Raw genomic sequence first — 20,342 nt, 5'->3', positions numbered from 1 at the left:
AGCCACAAATGTCAAAAAAAGAACGTATCAGTGTTCGGCAAGTGACTGTCCTTATGTTTATGTGTTTAATCGGGGATATGCTCTTAATTTATCCGACTATGATTACACATATTGCTCATCAGGATGCCTGGATCAGCTCTATACTGTCCATACCGTTAGGTTTAATTATTATTTACGTGCTCATTCGTGTTCATGAACTCTACCCGGGCCTTACACTTATTGAAGCGATCCGTAAAATTTTCGGGCCCGTATTCGGAACCATTGTCTCCTGCTGGTATTTGTTTTATTTTTTAATGAACACCGCTCTTATTGCTAGAGAGGTAGGCGATTTCCTGAATAATCAGTTATTTGTACAAACCCCTCTGCGTGTCCTGCTCGCTATGGGAATATCCCTAATGGTGCTTACTGCGCTAATGGGAATTGAAGTTTTCGGTCGTGTTAGCGAGATGCTATTACCAGCATATATATTAATCTTCTCTGGTCTGATCCTTGGACTCCTGCCACAAATCCAGCTTTCTAATGTACGGCCTGTTTTGGAAAACGGGCTGGCTCCTGTTGCTAAAGGGATGGTTCCAGGCGCGGGAATGCCTTTTGCCGGCATGTCTATCATGCTCATGGTATTTCCTTTTGTAAACAAAAAAGCCCATTTTAAAAAGGACATGTTGCTCGCTTCCCTTATAGGCGGAATCGTGATTAGCCTGTTTCTGCTGCTCTCCCTTCTTGTGATTGGGCCCTTTGTGACCAATTACAGTCCATACATTTCTTCTGTACTCACGACAAAAATTAATGAATTGAATTATATTACACGCGTTGAATCGCTTGTTGCTTTAACCTGGGCACTGGCTGCCTATTTCAAGGGAGTTCTTTTCTTTTACGCGTTTACTTTCGGAACAACCCAGCTATTCCGAATTTCTAATGTTCGTCCTTTCGTTATACCCGCAGGAGCGCTTGTATTTGGCATGACCATTTTGATAACCCCAAATGTGTTTTATTATGTAAGAACTCTTGTTTATCCCATGGCTACCTGGCATTATACAAACGGCTTGATCATTCCGCTTGTTTTATGGGGTGTTTATCTCTGCAAGCAAAAGTGGAAGCATCGACAGAACGCATTCAAAAATTAACAAAAACCTTTTGAAACCGATGCTTTAAAAAGCATAATCCGATTCCAAAAGGTTTTCTTTTGTTCTTTACTTACGCCATATCCTGAATGTATGCCAGCGCAGTATCAATATGCCCTTTTACTCTTAAACCACGCCATTCATGAACTAAAATTCCATTTTCATCAATAAGGAACGTAGATCGAACAATACCCATGTACTGCTTGCCGTACATCTGTTTTTGCTGCCATACACCATACGTCTCAGCGACCTGATGCTCTTCATCGGATAACAACTGAAAAGGGAGTCCATACTTTGCAATAAACTTGTCATGCTGCTTGAGTGGATCTGGGCTTATCCCCAGAATCACCGTGTTCAAGCCTTCAAACTCCGTATGTTTATCCCGAAAATCACAAGCCTGGGTCGAGCAGCTAGAGGTCAAATCCTTGGGATAGAAATACAGCAACACCCTACTGCCTCGATAATCAGACAGCTTAACACGCTTTCCCTCACTGCCAGGCAATTCAAAATCCGGTGCCTCTTGCCCAATAACGGTAAATACCGCGGACATCTCATCATCTCCTATCTTGTGGGGAGCTCTTATATGATCTGACCTATGAGCCTGCCCCTCTGTAACGACGGATTCCCCAGTTCCATGCCAGTAAGCCCAAGGTCAGAAAGACAATTCCCATCACAGGAGTTAAGAGCGCCATATGGCGCATGTCCTCTCGGTGGAGGAATAGGGAGGCTGGATATACACCAACAAAAGCAAAAGGTAGTATCCAAGTCAGCACAACCTGAATGGCTCGGTTATAGATGGTCACTGGATAACGTCCGTAGCCCTGAATATTGTACATGAGAGGGATAATTCCTGTAGGCGCATCCGAAAAGAACGAAAGAGAAGTCAAGATGGTGTATATGCCCGTATAGATTGCCACGGCACTTAGGCTCAAAACGATCAGCGCTGGTACGAACCACCACTCCATAGCCAAATCCATCTGTGCCCCGCTGATCCCCATAATAATCAGACCGATCACTGAGCCCACCAACGCGGGCGGGTCCACATTTTCAAGGAAAATCTGGAACAGATTATATGCAGGACGAGTCATTACCCGGTCGAGCTCACCTTTCACAATGTAACGTTCGCTAAAGTTCCAAAGGTTGACGAAACAGCTGAATAGTCCGTAAGGAACCATGAAAAATCCATAAACGAACACGACTTCATTTTCACTCCAGCCCCCCAAACTGTCCGTATGCATAAAAATAACCAGGATAAAAATAAGATTCGTGGCTTGAAACAGCAGGTCTGAAATCACTTCTACCCAAAAGTCAGCCCGATAGGTGAGCCGTGACTTCATGTAATTTTTCAAATATTCGCTAATGAGACTCAAATAGTACATCATCGGCTTACCCTCCCTGCACGAACAGACGTCTGCGCGCCAGTCGCCAAATGATGATCATCGGCACGAGCAGAACGACCAGCCAAATGATTTGGATACCCAGTACATTCCAGATGCCAACGCCTTTTACACGTCCTGTAAATACAGAACCCGGCAAATAGGTAATCGCCTGAAACGGCATCCATTGGGCGATCGTCGCCAGCCAGCCTGGAAACAAACTGATTGGCAAAATCAACCCAGAAAACAGATCTACAACTACGCGCTTCATACGCATCATGCCCTCATTATTTTCGATAAAAAAGGCCGTTAATCCCGTAATAATATTAATCTGAGTGTTGATCATAAAGCTAAAAAACAGCATGACCAGAAAACCAACCCAGGCTACCGGATCCGTGGGAAGCTTCACCGGAAATAGCAGCATCGCAATCGCCATACCTGGAATCATAAACAGCAGAAAACGGAACATACCCTCGCCGAGTCCTTGCATAAATTTAACAAGTACATAGTTATAAGGTCGGATCATCTGAATTGCAATGCTTCCATCACGTATATCCGTCGAGATCTCACGATCCAGATTGTTAAAATAAAAGGCTCTCGCCATCCACGATACTGCTACATACGTCGTCATCTGAGCAGCGGTAAAGCCTCCAATGCTACCCGCATCGCCATATATCGCTTTGTATGTGAAATAATACACGCCAATATTCATGCAATAAATAAGGATTCCTGAATAATAGTTCACACGATACGCAAGCATCGTGAGAAATCGGATACGAATAAAATCGGTGTATACGCTAAGCATGAACTTTGGCCTCCACTATCGGATTGCCCTGGCGTTCAGCCGAACCAGACTGATAGATACTGCGGACGATATCATCCGTGTTGGTTTCAATGATTTTGATATCCGTAATGTCCGTGCGACCGACTACGCAAGCGAGCACATCCGATACATTAATATGAAGAGGAATCCATACTTTGGCAGCCAAATCATTATCCATCGTCCAAGCCAGTGGCATATCAGCAGTCCATGCCTGTAATTGCTCCAATTGGGTCGATGTGCCGAACTGGAACCGTACTTCTCGACCTGTCCCCCAACGCGCCTTCAGATCCTCCAGACCACCATCATAAATGATATTTCCATCATCCAGCATAATGACGCGCGAGCACAGCGCTTCAATATCCTGCAAATCATGGGTCGTCAGCAAAATAGTCGTACCGTGATCCCGGTTCATGTCCTTCAGAAACTCGCGGATTTCGGATTTCACCATAATATCAAGCCCAATGGTCGGCTCGTCCAGAAAAACAATAGACGGATTGTGCAGCAAAGCAGCTACCAGCTCACAGCGCATCCTTTGCCCGAGACTAAGCTTGCGTACCGGGCGGCTTAGCAGATCCTGCAATTGCAGCCTCTCTACCAGCTCATCCAGCCTACGTTTGAAGTCCGTAGCCGGAACCTGATATACTTTCCGCAGTAGTTGAAAAGACTCGATCACACCGATGTCCCACCAAAGCTGACTGCGCTGACCGAAAACAACACCAATGTTGCCTACAAATTTCTCGCGTTCCTCATAGGGGACATAACCGCCCACCTTGAGATGTCCCGATGTCGGCACGAGAATGCCTGTCAGCATCTTAATCGTGGTGGACTTTCCGGCGCCGTTCTCACCGATATAACCGCATATTTCTCCTTGCGGAATACGGAAAGATATATCTTTGACCGCGGCTACCTCGTTGTATTCTCGGGCGAATAAATCAAGGAATGCACCCTTTAAGCCCTCGCGATTTTTTTGAACCTTAAATGTTTTGCGCAGATCCTGCACATCAATTGCCAGCATGTTATACCTCTCAATCAGGATTTGTAAAATCCATAGTTAAATTGATTGTGCTCCAAAAAGAAATTATAATGTAATGAACTGAAAAGCGAAAGGGAGAGCATCCATGACAAGCAGAACCAAAAGGACGATATGGTCGGTTCTAGCCGTGGTAATCGTCGCGATTGTCGGCTTTGCCGTGTACTATTTTACATCCATTTATAATCAGCTGGATAATCTGCATAAAGAGGGCGCTAACTCCCCCTTCAAAAATGTAAAACAGGTCGATCAGGTTCGTACGCCAGAACCGCCCAAGTGGGAAGGTACCGATATGGTTAACATTTTACTGATGGGTGTCGATGGGCGCGGTATCCAGAAAGGGGAAGTCCCCCGATCAGACAGCATGATGGTTGTATCACTGGACCCCGTTAAGAAAAAAATCCACCTGTTCTCTATTTTGCGTGATACGTACGTGGATATTCCCGGCTACGGAAAAAATCGAATTAACACTGCCATTACTCACGGACCCAACACGGCCATGAAGACGGCTGGCGATCTGTTAGGCATCCCGGTGCAATATTATGTGTACACGGATTTCCAGGGCTTTATCAAACTGGTGGATGCCGTAGGCGGGATTGATTTTGAAGTGGAAAAGGATATGCATTATACAAGTAATGCGGATAAACATCAGTACGATATTGATTTGAAAAAGGGTATGCAGCATCTGGATGGCAACACGGCGCTTCAATATGTGCGGTTCCGCCACGATGCAATGTCCGACTTCTCCCGATCCGGACGACAACGCGCATTTTTGGAGGCCGTAGCCCAGAAAATGCAGACCACGACTTCCATCGCCAACCTGCCGAACATTTTAGAGCAGGTTAACCCATACATCGACACGAATCTCAGTGTTAACGATATGTGGAAGCTGGCGAATGTGGGGTACCAAAGCAACTTTGCAGGCAGCGAACAGGTTCCACCGATGAAGATGCTCGGAGAAGAGAATGTGGGCGGCGCGGCAGTTCTTACTGTCCGCGATCCGGAAGAACTGAAAACGTATGTGCAGGATATTTTTAATAATCCACCCACACAAACACAGGAACAAAATAAGGATCAGAACGAAACGAAACAGCCAGACAGTGCATCGTCTACCAAGACGGATAAAGCTTCTTTTACAGGGGGCAGTAAAACCAGTAATGAGGATGCCTCCACACAATCAACAACAAAGACAGGTCAAAAAGAGCTATAATGATGTATGCAGGGGCAGCCGTGAACGCTGCCCTTTGGCGTGTGTATACCCTATTTTAATGAACGGAAAGGAAGTTTTTGATGATGAAACGGGAAAACTCCGAAGCACTATATAAAGAAGCCCTGGAGCATATTGTCGGGGGCGTTAATAGCCCTTCACGCTCCTTTAAAGCTGTGGGCGGCGGCGCTCCAGTATTCATGAAACGCGCTAAAGGTGCTCATTTCTGGGATGAGGATGATAATCGGTATATCGACTATTTGGCGGCTTATGGCCCTATTATTACTGGACATGCCCATCCCCATATTACTAAGGCCATCAGCGAAGCGGCCGCAAACGGCGTATTATACGGAACCTCAACGGTATTGGAAATCAAACTGGCCAAGATGCTGAAGGAAGCTATTCCTTCTATGGACAAGGTCCGGTTTGTGAATTCCGGCACAGAAGCAGTCATGACAACGATTCGTGTGGCACGGGCTTATACTGGGCGGAACAAGATCATCAAATTTGCCGGCTGTTACCACGGTCACTCGGATCTGGTACTTGTAGCCGCAGGCTCCGGTCCTTCCACACTGGGCATACCGGACAGTGCAGGCATTACGACCAACATTGCGAGTGAGGTTATTACCGTGCCATTCAATGATCTCGATGCGTTGCGCCAAGCCTTGGAGCGTTGGAGCGACGATGTGGCGGCAGTCATGGTCGAGCCCATTGTCGGTAATTTCGGCATGGTCATGCCGCAGCCCGGTTATTTGGAAGGGTTGTGCTCCATGGCGCGTGCGAACGGCTCACTTGTCATTTATGACGAGGTCATTACCGCATTCCGATTCCACTTCGGTTCCACCCAAACATATGCAGGTTTGGACAACCATGATGCAATTCAACCAGATTTGACCGCGCTGGGCAAAATCATGGGTGGTGGTCTGCCGATTGGTGCCTACGGCGGCAGCAAGCAGATCATGGAGCAGGTTGCCCCACTTGGCCCAGCTTATCAGGCGGGTACGATGGCGGGCAACCCGGCGTCCATCTCGTCAGGCATCGCCTGCCTTGAAGTCCTTCAAGGGGAAGGCGTGTATGAAGAGATGGAACGTCTGGCCGTGAGACTGACGGACGGTATTCAGTCCTCTGCTGAACGCTACGGCGTGCCATTGACGATCAACCGAATTCGTGGAGCGTTCTCGACGCATTTCTGTGATCATCCGATCACGAATTACGCGCAGGCGCAGGATACGGATAGCGAAGCGTTTGCATCCTTCTTCCGTCACATGCTGGATCGCGGTATTCATCTGGCACCATCCAAGTACGAAGCCTGGTTCCTCACAACAGCGCATACGGACGAAGATGTGGATGCTACGCTGGAAGCGGCGGACGATTCGTTCCGGGCGATGTCACAAGGGAAGTAAACTAAGCAGTAAGTGATAGAATATGAATTATGATAAGAGCTGGAAGTAGTCTTAGGGGAGGGTATTCGACTCTGGGACTTCGTTCCGGCTTTTTTTATTTCACAACTGTACCCGTACAGTTGCAGATTTTATGGATTGTATCAGGTTATGCCATCCGGGTATATTGAGAGAACAACAGGTTAAGGTCATGATTACGGAGGTTTATTATGAACAGTCGTTCCAGAAATGGAGCCGCCTATCTGGCAGCTCTCAGCTATGCAGCTATACTTGGATTTTCATTTTTATTTGTAAAATTGACAGTCACAGAGGCGAGCCCGCTGGATGTGATCGCCCACCGCTTTGCGCTGTCATTTATCGCTTTGACCATTCCCGTGTTGCTCGGTTGGATCAAGATCAACATCAAGATGCGTGACATTCTGCGCATTTTACCACTGGCGCTGCTCTCGCCATTAGTGTATTTTCCACTGCAAGCCTTCGGGCTGATGAGCACTTCTTCATCGGAAGGTGGAATTATCCAAGCAACCGTTCCCATCTTTACGCTGCTGTTAGCTTCCTATTTTATTAAAGAGCGTACAACGGTAGTCCAGAAGATTTCCTTACTGCTCTCTGTCTTTGGCGTGGTTTTTATATTTGTGATGAAAAGCGGAGCACCGCTAGCATCCAATAGCTATGGCGGTATTCTTCTGCTCGTGCTTTCTGCAATATGCCTATCCGGCTATAATGTGCTGGCACGACCATTAACACAAAAGTACAACCCCATGGAATTGACCTACGTTACCTCTATTTTGGGATGTATCGTTTTTAACGTGGTGGCACTGGGATATCATGCCATAGACGGTTCCATGAGCGCCTATACCGCTCCACTGGTGAAGCCTGATTATTGGATGGCACTGATTTATCTGGGCATTCTGTCTACCCTCGTCACCTCGCTGTTATCGAGCTTTGCCTTGAAGTGGATCGAAGCCTCCAAAATGAGTGTGATCGGCAATTTATCCACCCTCATTTCCATGATTGCTGGTGCTTACATTTTGAAGGAGCAGCTCGCCTACTATCACATTGTTGGGGCTGTGATGATCATTATCGGCGTGCTAGGTACCAATTTCGGAGGGCGAAAAAACTTCACGCCGATCAAAACAACTTCGGCAAAATCATAAAAAACGGGCTAAAAATAGACATTCATTTGCCTGCAAAAAAAGAAATCTCCCAGCTGCGCAATTCCAGCCTGGAGATTTCTTTTTTCACTTCTTAGTCCTCGTCGGACTAGACCGGATACGCCATGACACTCATTAACGCCAATTCCGGCTGTGTCGTGTCCAATCTGCTATATTGTACGATGATGGGCACATCGCTAGTGACCGTAATTGCGTAAGGAATGCCTGTCGGAATCCGTTCGCCGGATTTCTCCAACGAGGCTGTTCGGATATGACGGGTTCGTCTTCCTTTCACCACCTCGATCAATCCCTCCAATGGCTCGCGGTCTTCAAAATAGATGTCTATACTTAGATTTGCCACACGGCTCCCACAATTCAGCACGCATATACTCTCATGACTGAGCAGCTCTCCCCGGCTTTCCGGTGGAATATACCCATCGGGGATGACCCAGAATAGGCTGCCTCGCGGCTGATTAGCCACCTTTTCCTGAGAACGTTCAGCATTTCCCATACTATTAGCCTCCTTTACCCATAATACTTTTTGGCGCTTATACCACTTCTTCTAGCCGTACGGATTCTCCTTGGTACGCAACAGTTGAGCCAGAAAAGCAAGCGCCAATCCCTGACCCCAGCCCTGAATGCGTTTGTATGGAACGTTTCGATAGCCGTCAATATCGTTCATTACAGCAGTTCCAGCGGATACCCCCGTTACTGTGCCGTCGTCCTTAATGCGGGAAAGAATACCGTCGATCGCCTTTTGGGTGTATTTGTTAAACAATCTTCCTTGCATAAGCAAGGCAGTCGCAATTCCTGCCGAGCCCGAGGTTTCCAGATAAGAGGTATCATCGTTCAGCACCGTATGCCACAGCCCTTCCGGGGATTGCAGCCGCACCAGCGCATTGAGCTGGTCACGCAGCGAGCCGTCGATGATCATATAAGATGGATGCTGCACCTCCACAAGTTTCAGCGCTTTTGCCATCGTGAGGGCTGCCCATGAATTGCCGCGCGCCCAATATATTCCTGACATCCGGCTTTGATTCGCATGATCCCATCCGTGATAATACAGATTCGTATCCGGGTCCTGCAAAAATTCTTCATGCCCGTGATATTGACGAACCCCATCCTCCCAATACTCCTTGTTGCCTAACAGATGACCGATGCGCAGCAAGTAATAACCGGCCATAAACATCGTATCCACCCATGCTTGCTGCGGAAATACATCATGAAGTGAGTTCACCGTATGCTGGAAAATGCCGTCGGCAAACCGCTCCGCTTTTTTGGCCAAAAATTCTGCCATCTCGATGGCAATATCAAGGTATTTTTGCTCACCTGTGGCCTGATAAAGCGTCAACAAACAGTGCCCAACAGAAACGCCATTCACCGAGAGAGATGGAAGTCCATCCTCGATATTTTCGTCAACCCATTCTTTCAGCTTGGTCAAATACCTTTCGTTCCCTGTCGCTTCATACGCTTCGCATACTCCGTAAAAGGCGACTCCACCCGGCCAATCCCAGCTGTAGTGCATTTGAAATGTGCGTTCTACGACCCGGTCGATCACCTGCTTAACTTGTTCTTCATCAAAAATCAATGCAGGCATTTCCACGTCTCCTCCTTTGGTAAGCTTCACGTGAGTTACCCCCTTAACGCCCGTACATAAAAAGGTCGTCTTTCAACGTAAATACATGCGCAGCGGTTGCAAATCCAATTCCCTCACAGCATCCACCACCATGTCTGCAATACGAACCGCACCATTCTCATGAAAATGTGTGTTATCCTCTAAGCCGCCGGAAAAGTTCATGTATTCACCAGGCAGCAGCCACATAAAAAGCTCTTTACTCTCTTCGGGACCCAACTGCTCATATAACTCCTGCGTGCGGGCAGACAAATCAATCAGTGGTGCATTTGCTTCTTCCGCCAGCTCACGAACCGCTGTTACATAGTCACCATGTGTGTCAGATAGCGTACCATCCTCGTTAAAATAGCGACGATGTACGGGCGTGACCAGTACCGGGGTTGCCCCATGGCTTCTTGCGCCGTCGATGTAGAGGCGAAGATGCTCCTTGTAGGTTGTAAAAGGCTCTGTAGCCCGCTCCGGATCAGGCTTCTGATCATTATGACCGAACTGGATGAACAGGAAATCTCCTGCCTTTATTTCGCCCAAAATGACATCCAGCCGCCCTTCGTCCACGAAGCTTTTGGAGCTTCGTCCCGATACGGCATGATTATCCACGCAGACATCATGCTTGAACAGGGCGGGCAAAGCCTGGCCCCAGCCAGTATACGGATAGCCGGATGCGTCCTGATCCGTAACCGTGGAATCTCCGGCTAGGAATAGCCGGAGGGTCTGTGGCGCTGGCGCAATCTCCAGCGCATTGAGCCGTGGCGCGGTGCCTGATACGGTGAGGCGTAGTTTGCCACCCCGGACAGGCACCGCAAACAGGGCTTCAGTGAACTGGCCCGGCAGCGTGTGTACTGGGGAAAGCATGTGCTTGCCTTCACCAGCCTTGAATCGCGTGAGCGTTTCCGCCTGCGAATCGCCGACCAGTATAGTGACGAGATACATCCCGTCCGGCACATCTGCAACAAATGCAGCGTTCAGTGGAATACAAAAGCTGCTTCGCAGCCGCGTGCGTGCATCCTTGGCTGCACTCTGCCTTTTTCGACCGTACACATGCTCCGTAGCCTCGAAGCCATAGCCCTGTTCAGTTGTATATAAGCAATCCGGAGACACTCCCTTGTAGCCATCCGCAGGCTCCCCCGGACCAAAATCAAACTTCCACAATTTACTCACCTCTCAGCCATCGCCCTCAAATCCCGTCCATTCAATCGTACAAACCCGGATGCCTTCCATTTCCACTCGTAAGCTTCATATCCTCACGTTATGGATTTTGGATCTTACCCCTTCAAACCACTCGTACTCATTCCTTCTACAATTTGCTTCTGGAATGCGAAGAATACAGCGATAACTGGAAGCAGGCTTAGGATAGACATCGCGAACATTCCTCCCCAGTTGGAAGCCGACTCGCTGTCGAGGAACATCTTGAGTGCAATAGATACGGTATATTTCTCCGGCGAATTCAGATACAGTACCGGACCAAGCAAATCCTCCCACTTCCAGTAGAAAGAGAAGATTGCCGCTGTAGCCAACGACGATTTGAGTAAGGGTAAAATAATTCTGAAATACAGCCGGAACTTGCCGCATCCGTCAATCGTCGCCGCTTCATCCAGCTCTGCTGGAATCGTCCGTATAAACTGCACCATCAGAAAAATGAAGAACGGCATCCCGAAAAAAGAGGGTACCACCAACGGTAAGATCGTATTGATCCAACCGAGCTTGGTGAAAATAATATATTGCGGTACCAGTACCACATCCCCTGGTAGCATAAGCGTCACCATCATCAAAGCAAACCACAAGTTACGCCCTTTGAATTTCAAGCGTGCAAAGCCAAATGCGATCAATGAGGAGGAAAGCACGGCTCCAATCGTTGAAATCACCACGATCGTGAGCGAGTTCAGAATGTACGTGCCAAAGTTGTAGCCAGTCGTCCCTTTCCAGCCTGTTACATAGTTTTGCCAGATCCATTCTGTAGGGAAAAGCGAGGATGCCGTGACGAATATCGTCCGACTTTCTTTAAACGAACTGAACAGCATCCAAAAAACGGGATACAGCATCAGGAGCGCCAGTGCAGCAACCAGTATGTGATAAATTGGCCATTTGACCGTTTTCCATGCCATCAGTATCAGCGCCCCTTTTCCGTTTCATAAAATACCCAGTATCTGGAGGTTATAAATAAAATCGCTGTCAGTATCCCAATCATAATGAGCATGACCCAAGCCATGGCTGCCGCATATCCCATGTTGCTGAACATAAACGCCTGCCGGAACAGATACAGTGAATGCAGCATCGTTCCATCCATCGGGCCTCCTTCGCCCTTAGAAATAACATAAGCCGGTACGAAGGTCATAAAGGCGCTGATCGTCTGCATAATCAGATTAAATAGAATAATGGGGCTAAGCAACGGCAGCGTAATACTGAAAAATTTTCGTACTGGCTTAGCGCCATCTACACTGGACGCCTCGTACAATTCAACAGGAATGTTCTTCAAACCTGCCAGAAAAATCAGCATGGAGGAGCCAAATTGCCATACGGACAGGGTGATCAGCATCGTAAGCGAAGCATCCGGATCACCAAACCATTTCACCGGAGTCGCCCCTAGGGTCGAAAGCAAGCTGTTCACTATACCGTTATTACTGAAAATGTTCCGCCACATAATGGATACCGCAACACTGCCCCCGATAATGGATGGCAGATAGTACATCGTCCGATAGGTGCCGACCATGCGCGATTTGGTATTCAAAATCATAGCCACAAACAGTGCGAAAATCAGTCGCAGCGGTACACCGACCAGCACATACGTAAACGTGACCCTGATTGAATTCCAGTATTTCGGGTCGCCTGTGAACATTTTTTCGAAGTTACCCAGACCAATCCATTTGGGCGGGGTGAACAGGTTGTAGGTGGTAAAGGACAGATACAGCGAAATAAACATTGGAATTAACGTAAACGCTAGAAAGCCCACAATAAACGGGCTGATAAACGCATATCCGGTCATATTGGCTTTCAAGCTCTGATGATTTCGCAAGCTCATCAAGCCTCCCTTCTGTTGCATTTAAAGATTTAGAAAAACTTCATAATATCAATAACTCGTTGTTATATGAATAATATCGTGATGTCTGCAAAGGGTGCTTATGCGGTTAGTTCGTCGAATCAACCGTGCGCAATCATGCTTTGGACTACGCACGGTTAACTTAACGAAATATTTCTTCGACCCTATGATAAAACGTTGTCAGATATCCAAAGGGTCTCATTGCGCTCATTATTGCTTGTTATTCGCAAGGATGGTATTCGCATCAGCCCGGAATTTGACCGCTGCGTCTTCAGCCGTCATCTGTCCGAAATTGACCTGCTCAATATAATCGGTCAGAGTCGCAATCACTTCTGGCGATCCGACTGGTGGCGGCGGGCTCATTGGAGAAGCCTTCGGCTCCATAGAAGCTACAAATTCAAACACCTGCTTCGTAGGCTCGCTTAACTCTGGCGCAACAGCCTCCTTGATTTTGGAGGAAATCGGCACTCCACGTTCGCCTTTAATCAATTTATTCGCTTCTACATCATTCATCCAGAAATCAATAAACTTTGCGGCCTCATCCTTCACCTGTGAACGGGAAGCAACCGTCCAGTACATCGTAGGCTGCATGTATACGCCTTTTTCCATATTCGGCCCAAACATTGGAGCCAGTGCCATTGGGCGGTTAACAACCTGCTGTAAGCCCACATACTGATTGGACCACTGCCAAATGCCGATGCCTGTTCCTTTTACGATATCAGATTCCTCAAGAATCCCCTTAGTCTGGTTCATGATTTCAGGAGGCGGGGTCGCTCCCTTTTTAATCAGATCAGCCAATCCGCTGAAGAAGTCAACAAACAGCTTATCATCGTCATACCCCAGTCCTGTTCCTTCCGCATTGTAGAGAGTCTTTCCTTGCGTACGCAAATAGTAGTGGAAGAAAATATCGGCAGCCATCGAGCTGTCAAAGTATACTTTATTGGAACCTGCCTTTAAAGCCATTTCTTTGTATTGATCCCATGTCCAGTTGTCAGGAATTTTGTCTATACCCGCTTTTTTGAGCAACGCCGGATCATACTGGAAACCCAGAACATTGACACCTGTTGGAATACCATATTGTTTTCCCGCAATTACGCCGGTTTTGAGTACATTTTCGGTCACATCAGCGACCTGAATTTTTTGATTCAAGTAAGGCGCGAGATCCTCCAGTTGACCATTTTTCGCATATTGGCTAATGTACGAAATGTCCATTTGCACGATATCAGGCAGCTGATTAGCTGCAGCCTGCGGGGCGAGTTTTTTCCAATAGTCATCGAAAGAGGCATATTCCACATCTATCGTTACATTTGGATTCTTCTGCTTATACAAATCAACGACCTTTTGCGTGTATTCATGACGCGTATCCGATCCCCACCAAGCGATACGTAACTTTACTTTCCCGTCTGCACTTGTGCCTGAATTGCCGCCGCCGTCCGCTCCGCTACATGCCGTTGTCAAAACGAGCAGCATAGCTATGATCAGAAACCATCCCTTTTTGCCCACCTATCTCTCCCCTTTTCACTGTTCTAGAAAGGAGCCAAATTACGAGTGACAACGTATTTACGCAATTGATAGCGTTTACATTAGCTCCTGTTGTTATTTTCCCAAAAGCAGAGAAACATTGGAATACACAAATCAGGTTTCCTGGGTTTAAAAAACAGAGGGGCTCCATACGCTCATCCCCGTTCATGTGATTTAATGTACTCGGAAGGCGTCATACCTGCCCACTTTTTGAACACCTGGCTGAAATACTGTGCGTTCCCGCCGAAGCCGAACCATTCTGCCAGCTCAAACACCTTCACGTCTCCCGTCTCCCGAATATGCTCAGCCGCACGTTCGATCCGATAACGATTGACGTAGTGTGAAAAGTTTTCCCCCGTCACCTTTTTGAAAATCTTCCCTAAGTAGTCGGAATTCATATACAGCATTTGACCTGCCACTCCGTTCAGCGACAGATCGGATTTTCTGTAGTTTTGCTCAATAATAGTGATCATTTTATCAACGGTGGAAGATTGGCGATACACATTACTTTTATAATAGATTGCGGTCATTCGTTCGGCAGCTTCCTGTACAAAAGATTTGAGACATGCCAGCGTTTTTTGCTCTGCCAGCACCACCATTCGGCTCGTAAACGCCGCACGCTCTTCTTCAGGGCATATACGGATCATAGCGGCATAGAGCTGAAGCACATAGGAGCGGGTCACGGAAATTTCCAGCTTCATACGGGACAGAATACCGAACAACCGATCTACTTCCTGTGCAACCTCCACCGTATTTCCTGCCTTGATCAGCAGACCGAACTTCTCCTCGTCCAGCTCCAAATCTGCCATCTCCCGGGTATCCTCAGTCGCTAAATCCTCCTTCGTAATCAGACTGCCCTCCCCGGTGTAAAAACGATGATTCATACAATGCAGTGTCTCCCGGTACATCCCCCGCGAATGCTGCATACTATCCGACTCACTAACTGCGACCGTTACCTCCAATTTGTAAAAGCGACGAAACGTCGCACGTACCGCTTCAATCTGTTTCATAAACCGGGACGTGTCATCCTCGCTTTCCAGCACGATGAGCAATTGCCCCTGCATGGTCGTACTGAGCAAGACATCATCCATTAAATCTGCCGCTATATTTTGCAATGCAAACAAATGCTCCGGCTCATGGGATTCCTCCACCCGCAGCAGTAGCATTCGAACCTGCTTATCTTGCAATTCAAGTCCGAATAACCGCTCATAAAATGCGATATCACGGCTACCGTAAGTTTTATAGGAAATAAACTCCTTCAAAAAGTGTTCCTTCACATGAGGCAGCATACGCTGAAAATCTAGCTTCATCCGGTTCACAAACTGCTTGCGTTCTTCCTGCTCCTCCCGCTCCTGCCCCAACTCGGTCAGAGCCTCATGAATTTGCCGCTCATTGCAGGGCTTCAACAAGTAGTGCTTCACCCCGTATTGCATGGCCCGACAGGCATAGTCGAAATCTTTGTAACCAGACAACAGAATGAAACGAACGTCTGGAAAATGCTCCGTCGTTTTGGCAACCAGTCCGATACCGTCCAGTCCTGGCATAGAGATGTCGCTAATCACAAAATCAGGCGGGCTGGCCTGAATCTGATCATAAGCCTCAATCCCGTTACGTGCCGTACCAACCAATCTCGTTCCCGCTTTTCCCCAATCAACCACCTGCGATATGCCTTCCAAAATCATACGCTCATCATCAACCAGTAGCACCTTGTACACGACCCTGATCCCCTTTCACATATGGAATACAGACATGAATCGACGTTCCTGTTCCTGACTCGCTATGCAGCTCTATCCCCCAAGGTGTACCAAATGTCAGGTTAATCCGTTCCTGAATATTCGTAAGTCCGATCCCCTGCCCACGAGTCGTGACCTGCCCGCTCCGCAGCTTTTCCAAGAAATCCGGCGTCATTCCCGGTCCGTCATCTTCAACTCGCAGAAATAGAGCCCCCTCGCTTTCTCTCGCAATAATAGCAATCCGACAGGGTTCAATCCGCGGCTCTAGCGCATAATGGATGGCATTCTCCACCAAAGGCTGAAGCGTTAGCTTCGGAATTTGCGCATCCATCAGTTCTTCCGGGACATCCAGATGAAAAACGAGACGTTCATCAAAACGTGTTGTTTGGATCGTTACATAGCTCCTTACAATATCCAGTTCTTTTCGAAGCGGAATCAGCTGCTCTTCAAAACTGACCGCACTGCGCAGTAGAAAAGCAAGTGCTTCCACCATCTCTGAAATCCGATCCTGCTTATTGGCCTTGGCGAGCCAGTTCACGGATTCCAGCGTGTTGTATAAAAAATGTGGATTAATCTGTGCTTGTAGTGCCTTTAGCTCTGTTTCCCGCAGTAATAGCTGCTTGGCAACATTCTCATTAATGAGCTCACGAATGCGGCGAATCATTTTCTTATATGTCCGATGCAGCAAGCCCACCTCATCCTGTGTGGAAAGGGGGACCGCGCCAAGTGCTTCTTCCTCCAAACGGTCGAGATCGCCTTTTTCTATTTTACGCATGTTCTGGATTAATTGAACGATCGGTTTGGTAATGCTCCCTGACAACCTAGCTCCCAGTGCCAATGCAATAAGAAGCATAATGACAAAAATAGCGCTTACAACTTCTTTAATGATCGTAATGCTGCGAAACATATCATCGAAGGGGGTCATATGCAAATACGTCCAACCCGTATAAGAGGATTTGATTTGAGCAGCGAAAAAGGTTCCTCCTGAGTAGGTCGCAATCCCGTAAGGCTGCTTTCGGCCAAGCTCGGCCTGGATATCACTCTCACTCAAAAGTGGTGTTTCGGGATAAATCATCCGCCTTCCATCTGTAATCATCAGTTGTCCGTCACGGCCAGAGGTCTGCACACGATCCGCTACAATCCGGTCAATTCGCACACGAATCGCAAGCGTTCCGAGCCCATTCAGTGTAAAATTGGAATCGGTAAAGGATTTGAACTGCCGAGCTGCCAGCAAGGAGGAATGGCCTGCCGCATACCATGCATTGGAACCGTCATGTTCGTCTGCCAGCTCCGACAGGGTGGATCGAAGCTCTTGGGGAATACCTTCGCGGTTGCCCGCGCTCATGACCTGTCCCTCTTTATCGATTACTATCATAGAATAGACATAGGTCTCAGAGCCGGCAAAGGCGACGAGCCTATTCGTTATTTTTTTACGCAGCACCATTTTGGTATAAGGTGACGTTTCCTTTTCCAATTGCAGCAAATAACGTTGAAGCTGCTCGTCCGTTGTTACCTTGAAAGTAACTTTTTCCACATCCTTCAGCTCATTTTCTATGCCGATTGAAGAAATATTGAGTACTTCGGATGTTTTTTTGTACATTTGATTATCATAGATATGAAATACGTACTTAAGTATGACTGCAACTACTGCAAAATTAACCAGCATAAGTACCGTAATCAGTAGTACCATTTTATGATGGATTCCAGCATTTTTGTAAGCGCTTTTAAAGTAGGTAATCAGTGAATGTCGCCTCCTTCGCTCATCCTGCCCGGTCCAGCCCAAAATGGAGAAAACTCTATATATCATACAAAATACCCCATGCCTTGGTCATTCGGCAAGAGGTATTTGTATTTGCTTAGCGTTGATCGGTAGGTTTCGATTTGTCCGCCTTGCTCATATATTCGTCGTATCGGTCATCAAGTTCCCGTGCCATACTCCGGTATTTACGTGTCTCCTCAACAATGGGATCGATATGAGTCTGAACCCGCACCTCATATTTAGGGCTGAGCCGTTCCCGCTTTTTGGCCTCATTCTCACGAATTTCGCCTTCCGTCAGCAGTTCACTGAGCTGGCGTTCCAATTCTTCGGATTGGCTCATCGCGATTTCCTCCTTCAGGATGATGTTCTACGTAGAATTATAACCCGGTTGCGTCTGCTTCTTTCAGCACTTGAATAAGTTGAGAATGAATAGCTGTATTCGTAGCTGCAATATGCCGTACACTCAGGTCATAAGGTCTGCCCAATGTATCGGTGATGGTACCGCCTGATTCCTGTACCAGCAAAGCGCCCGCTGCTACATCCCACGCATTCAAACCAATTTCGCAATAAGCCGACAGCCGTCCTGACGCTACATAAGCCAGATGCAATGCTGCCGAGCCCAGCGCCCGAATGCCGCGTACCTGAGGTGTAAGAACCTGCGTAATTTTCATATTTAGCGGTTGTGCATACGTACGGTCCGGTGGGAAGCCGATGCAGACCAGACTATCTCCCAGTGTTTCTTCTCTCGATGCTTGCATGCGATTGCCATGTACATACGCGCCTTTTCCTTTTTCCGCTACAAACATTTCATCACGGGACGGATCATAAATGACCCCGACAATCAACTCTCCACGATGGGCCAAGGCAATAGACACACTGTAATACGGCAGACTGTGCACAAAATTGGTAGTCCCATCTACCGGGTCAATGATCCATAAATATTCCTCTTCACGGGCAGCCTCTAATGCACGGGCCGAAGCTTCGGCTCCCGGCTCTACACTCTCTTCACCCAAAATGGCATGATCGGGAAAATGGGTCAGAATCAGTCTGCGAATCATCTGCTCTGCACCTTTATCTACCTCGGTCACTAGATCCGTAGGAGACTGTTTGGTATTCAAATGTTCAACAGTTCCAAGTCTGCTCTTAATCCATTCCCCGGCTTTAGATGCTGCGTTAATAGCCACGGCAGTATAGCTTTTTCCTGATACGATATAGGGAACCTTTTCGTTTTCATGTTCGTTCAACGTGTTCACTCTACTTTCTATATCATTGTTACGTGGTTTACGAATCTGCCCTACAGCACAGTCTCTTAACCATCTCTGTTTCAGTACAAGTTTGCTAGTTTACACATTCTAGTATACACAATAAACTGCATAAAGTTTCTCTAAATGGGAGCTTTATCCGCAAAATGCTACTTTCTAAGGCGTAATTTCTACGGAAGCTCCATCCAGCACTTTAACCCCATTACCTTCCTGAAGGCGCAGTTCATTCATCAACCCGAATAACGCTTCATCCTTAAGTTTGGCTTCAAGCATGACATCAATCCGATCCGTATATCCGGCAATATTGCGCAAAAAGGTAAGCAACGGCTCCACTAGAACACCGTCCGCATGGCCCCGAGGATCTTTTTCACTTTTGGGACTGGACGCATGGATTTTGGGCGGCAATGGATGATCCACAGAAGATCCGGCTTGGGCCAATTCCCCTTTCCAGGTATCCAAAATTCCCGGCCATAGCTCCCACGGCTTCTCCCCCTCATTATTCACCCATTGATGATGAATATCGAGAACCATCGGTAGCCCCGTCAATTTGCAAGCCTCCAGCGTTTCCACCGCATTGAACGTTTTATCATCATTTTCCAGCGTTAACCGTTCTCTTAACGAAAGATCCAGAGCACTAACCTGCTCTACAAAACGCTGGCCTGAGGTCACCTTATCTCCGTATGCACCACCAATATGAATGTTGTTCTTGGCTTCGGCACCGAGTCCCATGGCCTCCAGCATCGCTTTGTGGTACTTCAGATCATTAATGGAGCTCTGCAACACCTCAGGACGGGGAGTGCTTAACACTGTAAAATGATCGGGGTGAAACGACACCCTCATCCTATTCGCCTTGACATAGTTCCCAACCTCTGCAAAGTCAGCAGCAAGCGCCTGAAAAGGGTCCCAATCCCGCAGATCCTGATGGGTCGCTAGCGGAATCAGCTTGGATGAGAAACGATAGACCTGGATATCACTCGCGCGATTATGGCGCAGCAGCCTCAAAGTATTATGGAGATTTTCGGCTGCTATCCGTTCTAGCTTGCGGATTGCAGCTTCTCGGTCTCCAATCTTGTTAAAGCTGCTCAATGTCATGGTTTTAGAGGGGGATGCATTTTGAATGGTAACCGACATGGCTACATAACCGAACCTTACGATCATAGGGTGTCTTCCTTTCAGCAGTCGCAGTAGATGGTAAGGCCGCTTTCGTTCTGTGACCTAAAACCCTTTTCTACTGATCATACCCGGAAAAGCACCTGCTGATTCGGTGTTATCGCACAAATTGCAAGAAG

19 protein-coding genes are annotated in these 20,342 nt (G+C 47.5%); 4 read left to right on the top strand and 15 right to left on the bottom strand.

Annotated elements, in window-relative coordinates; genetic code table 11:
- Nucleotides 1-8 precede the first annotated feature (8 nt).
- Complete coding sequence (locus C1T21_RS02190) at nucleotides 9-1,124, top strand: GerAB/ArcD/ProY family transporter (RefSeq protein ID WP_103047015.1); 1,116 nt, start codon at nucleotides 9-11, stop codon at nucleotides 1,122-1,124.
- Between the two features lie 70 nt (nucleotides 1,125-1,194).
- Here C1T21_RS02190 and bcp read toward each other — a convergent pair whose 3' ends face one another.
- The 4 genes from bcp to C1T21_RS02170 are packed head-to-tail and all read right to left on the bottom strand — an operon-like array spanning nucleotide 1,195 to nucleotide 4,335.
- Nucleotides 1,195-1,671 (bottom strand): thioredoxin-dependent thiol peroxidase, encoded by a 477-nt coding sequence (gene bcp / locus C1T21_RS02185; protein WP_103047014.1) that lies wholly within the window; start codon nucleotides 1,669-1,671, stop codon nucleotides 1,195-1,197.
- A 43-nt stretch (nucleotides 1,672-1,714) separates the two neighbouring features.
- On the bottom strand, nucleotides 1,715-2,503 hold the full coding sequence (locus C1T21_RS02180; RefSeq protein ID WP_103047013.1) for an ABC transporter permease: 789 nt from the start codon (nucleotides 2,501-2,503) through the stop codon (nucleotides 1,715-1,717).
- Nucleotides 2,504-2,507: 4 nt separating this feature from the next.
- Nucleotides 2,508-3,302 carry an ABC transporter permease gene (locus C1T21_RS02175; protein WP_053324641.1) on the bottom strand — a complete coding sequence of 265 codons (795 nt, stop codon included), beginning with the start codon at nucleotides 3,300-3,302 and terminating at the stop codon, nucleotides 2,508-2,510.
- Complete coding sequence (locus C1T21_RS02170) at nucleotides 3,295-4,335, bottom strand: ABC transporter ATP-binding protein (protein WP_028540997.1); 1,041 nt, start codon at nucleotides 4,333-4,335, stop codon at nucleotides 3,295-3,297. Before C1T21_RS02170 ends, C1T21_RS02175 begins: the two co-directional genes overlap by 8 nt.
- Before the next feature lie 103 nt (nucleotides 4,336-4,438).
- Here C1T21_RS02170 and C1T21_RS02165 point away from each other — a divergent pair, with 103 nt between their 5' ends.
- The 3 genes from C1T21_RS02165 (at nucleotide 4,439) to C1T21_RS02155 (ending at nucleotide 8,114) form a co-directional block, all read left to right on the top strand.
- Nucleotides 4,439-5,560 (top strand): LCP family protein, encoded by a 1,122-nt coding sequence (locus tag C1T21_RS02165; protein ID WP_103047012.1) that lies wholly within the window; start codon nucleotides 4,439-4,441, stop codon nucleotides 5,558-5,560.
- An 83-nt stretch (nucleotides 5,561-5,643) separates the two neighbouring features.
- A complete protein-coding gene (locus C1T21_RS02160; RefSeq protein ID WP_025722139.1) occupies nucleotides 5,644-6,960 on the top strand; it encodes a glutamate-1-semialdehyde 2,1-aminomutase in 1,317 nt (438 codons plus the stop codon).
- Nucleotides 6,961-7,166: 206 nt separating this feature from the next.
- A complete protein-coding gene (locus tag C1T21_RS02155) occupies nucleotides 7,167-8,114 on the top strand; it encodes a DMT family transporter (protein WP_025722140.1) in 948 nt (315 codons plus the stop codon).
- Nucleotides 8,115-8,220: 106 nt separating this feature from the next.
- On the opposite strand, the gene C1T21_RS02150 is transcribed toward C1T21_RS02155, so the two are convergent.
- The 11 genes from C1T21_RS02150 to uvsE form a co-directional block, all read right to left on the bottom strand.
- Nucleotides 8,221-8,622 (bottom strand): sensory rhodopsin transducer, encoded by a 402-nt coding sequence (locus C1T21_RS02150; RefSeq protein ID WP_103047011.1) that lies wholly within the window; start codon nucleotides 8,620-8,622, stop codon nucleotides 8,221-8,223.
- Between the two features lie 51 nt (nucleotides 8,623-8,673).
- Complete coding sequence (locus C1T21_RS02145; RefSeq protein ID WP_103047038.1) at nucleotides 8,674-9,708, bottom strand: glycoside hydrolase family 88/105 protein; 1,035 nt, start codon at nucleotides 9,706-9,708, stop codon at nucleotides 8,674-8,676.
- A gap of 72 nt (nucleotides 9,709-9,780) precedes the next feature.
- Nucleotides 9,781-10,893 carry a rhamnogalacturonan acetylesterase gene (locus C1T21_RS02140; protein WP_103047010.1) on the bottom strand — a complete coding sequence of 371 codons (1,113 nt, stop codon included), beginning with the start codon at nucleotides 10,891-10,893 and terminating at the stop codon, nucleotides 9,781-9,783.
- A gap of 113 nt (nucleotides 10,894-11,006) precedes the next feature.
- Nucleotides 11,007-11,846 carry a carbohydrate ABC transporter permease gene (locus C1T21_RS02135; RefSeq protein ID WP_023987016.1) on the bottom strand — a complete coding sequence of 280 codons (840 nt, stop codon included), beginning with the start codon at nucleotides 11,844-11,846 and terminating at the stop codon, nucleotides 11,007-11,009.
- A gap of 5 nt (nucleotides 11,847-11,851) precedes the next feature.
- The gene (locus C1T21_RS02130) at nucleotides 11,852-12,760 is read right to left on the bottom strand and encodes a carbohydrate ABC transporter permease (RefSeq protein WP_023987015.1); all 909 of its coding nucleotides are present in this window, start codon (nucleotides 12,758-12,760) and stop codon (nucleotides 11,852-11,854) included.
- 228 nt (nucleotides 12,761-12,988) lie between these two features.
- A complete protein-coding gene (locus tag C1T21_RS02125) occupies nucleotides 12,989-14,281 on the bottom strand; it encodes an ABC transporter substrate-binding protein (protein WP_103047009.1) in 1,293 nt (430 codons plus the stop codon).
- Nucleotides 14,282-14,454: 173 nt separating this feature from the next.
- Nucleotides 14,455-16,014: a response regulator transcription factor gene (locus C1T21_RS02120; RefSeq protein ID WP_103047008.1), complete on the bottom strand. Its 1,560-nt coding sequence runs from the start codon at nucleotides 16,012-16,014 to the stop codon at nucleotides 14,455-14,457.
- Nucleotides 15,992-17,722, bottom strand: coding sequence for a sensor histidine kinase (locus tag C1T21_RS02115; RefSeq protein WP_180984538.1), 1,731 nt, complete (start codon nucleotides 17,720-17,722; stop codon nucleotides 15,992-15,994). Before C1T21_RS02115 ends, C1T21_RS02120 begins: the two co-directional genes overlap by 23 nt.
- Before the next feature lie 166 nt (nucleotides 17,723-17,888).
- Nucleotides 17,889-18,131, bottom strand: coding sequence for a hypothetical protein (locus C1T21_RS02110; protein ID WP_076293115.1), 243 nt, complete (start codon nucleotides 18,129-18,131; stop codon nucleotides 17,889-17,891).
- 37 nt (nucleotides 18,132-18,168) lie between these two features.
- Nucleotides 18,169-19,035 (bottom strand): inositol monophosphatase family protein, encoded by an 867-nt coding sequence (locus tag C1T21_RS02105; RefSeq protein WP_103047007.1) that lies wholly within the window; start codon nucleotides 19,033-19,035, stop codon nucleotides 18,169-18,171.
- Between the two features lie 174 nt (nucleotides 19,036-19,209).
- Nucleotides 19,210-20,211 carry a UV DNA damage repair endonuclease UvsE gene (gene uvsE, locus C1T21_RS02100; protein WP_103047006.1) on the bottom strand — a complete coding sequence of 334 codons (1,002 nt, stop codon included), beginning with the start codon at nucleotides 20,209-20,211 and terminating at the stop codon, nucleotides 19,210-19,212.
- Between the last annotated feature and the right edge of the window lie 131 nt (nucleotides 20,212-20,342).

The organism is Paenibacillus sp. F4, from assembly GCF_002894905.1.
Classification (GTDB): domain Bacteria; phylum Bacillota; class Bacilli; order Paenibacillales; family Paenibacillaceae; genus Paenibacillus; species Paenibacillus polymyxa_B.
This window is presented reverse-complemented; position numbering and strand designations above follow the sequence as displayed.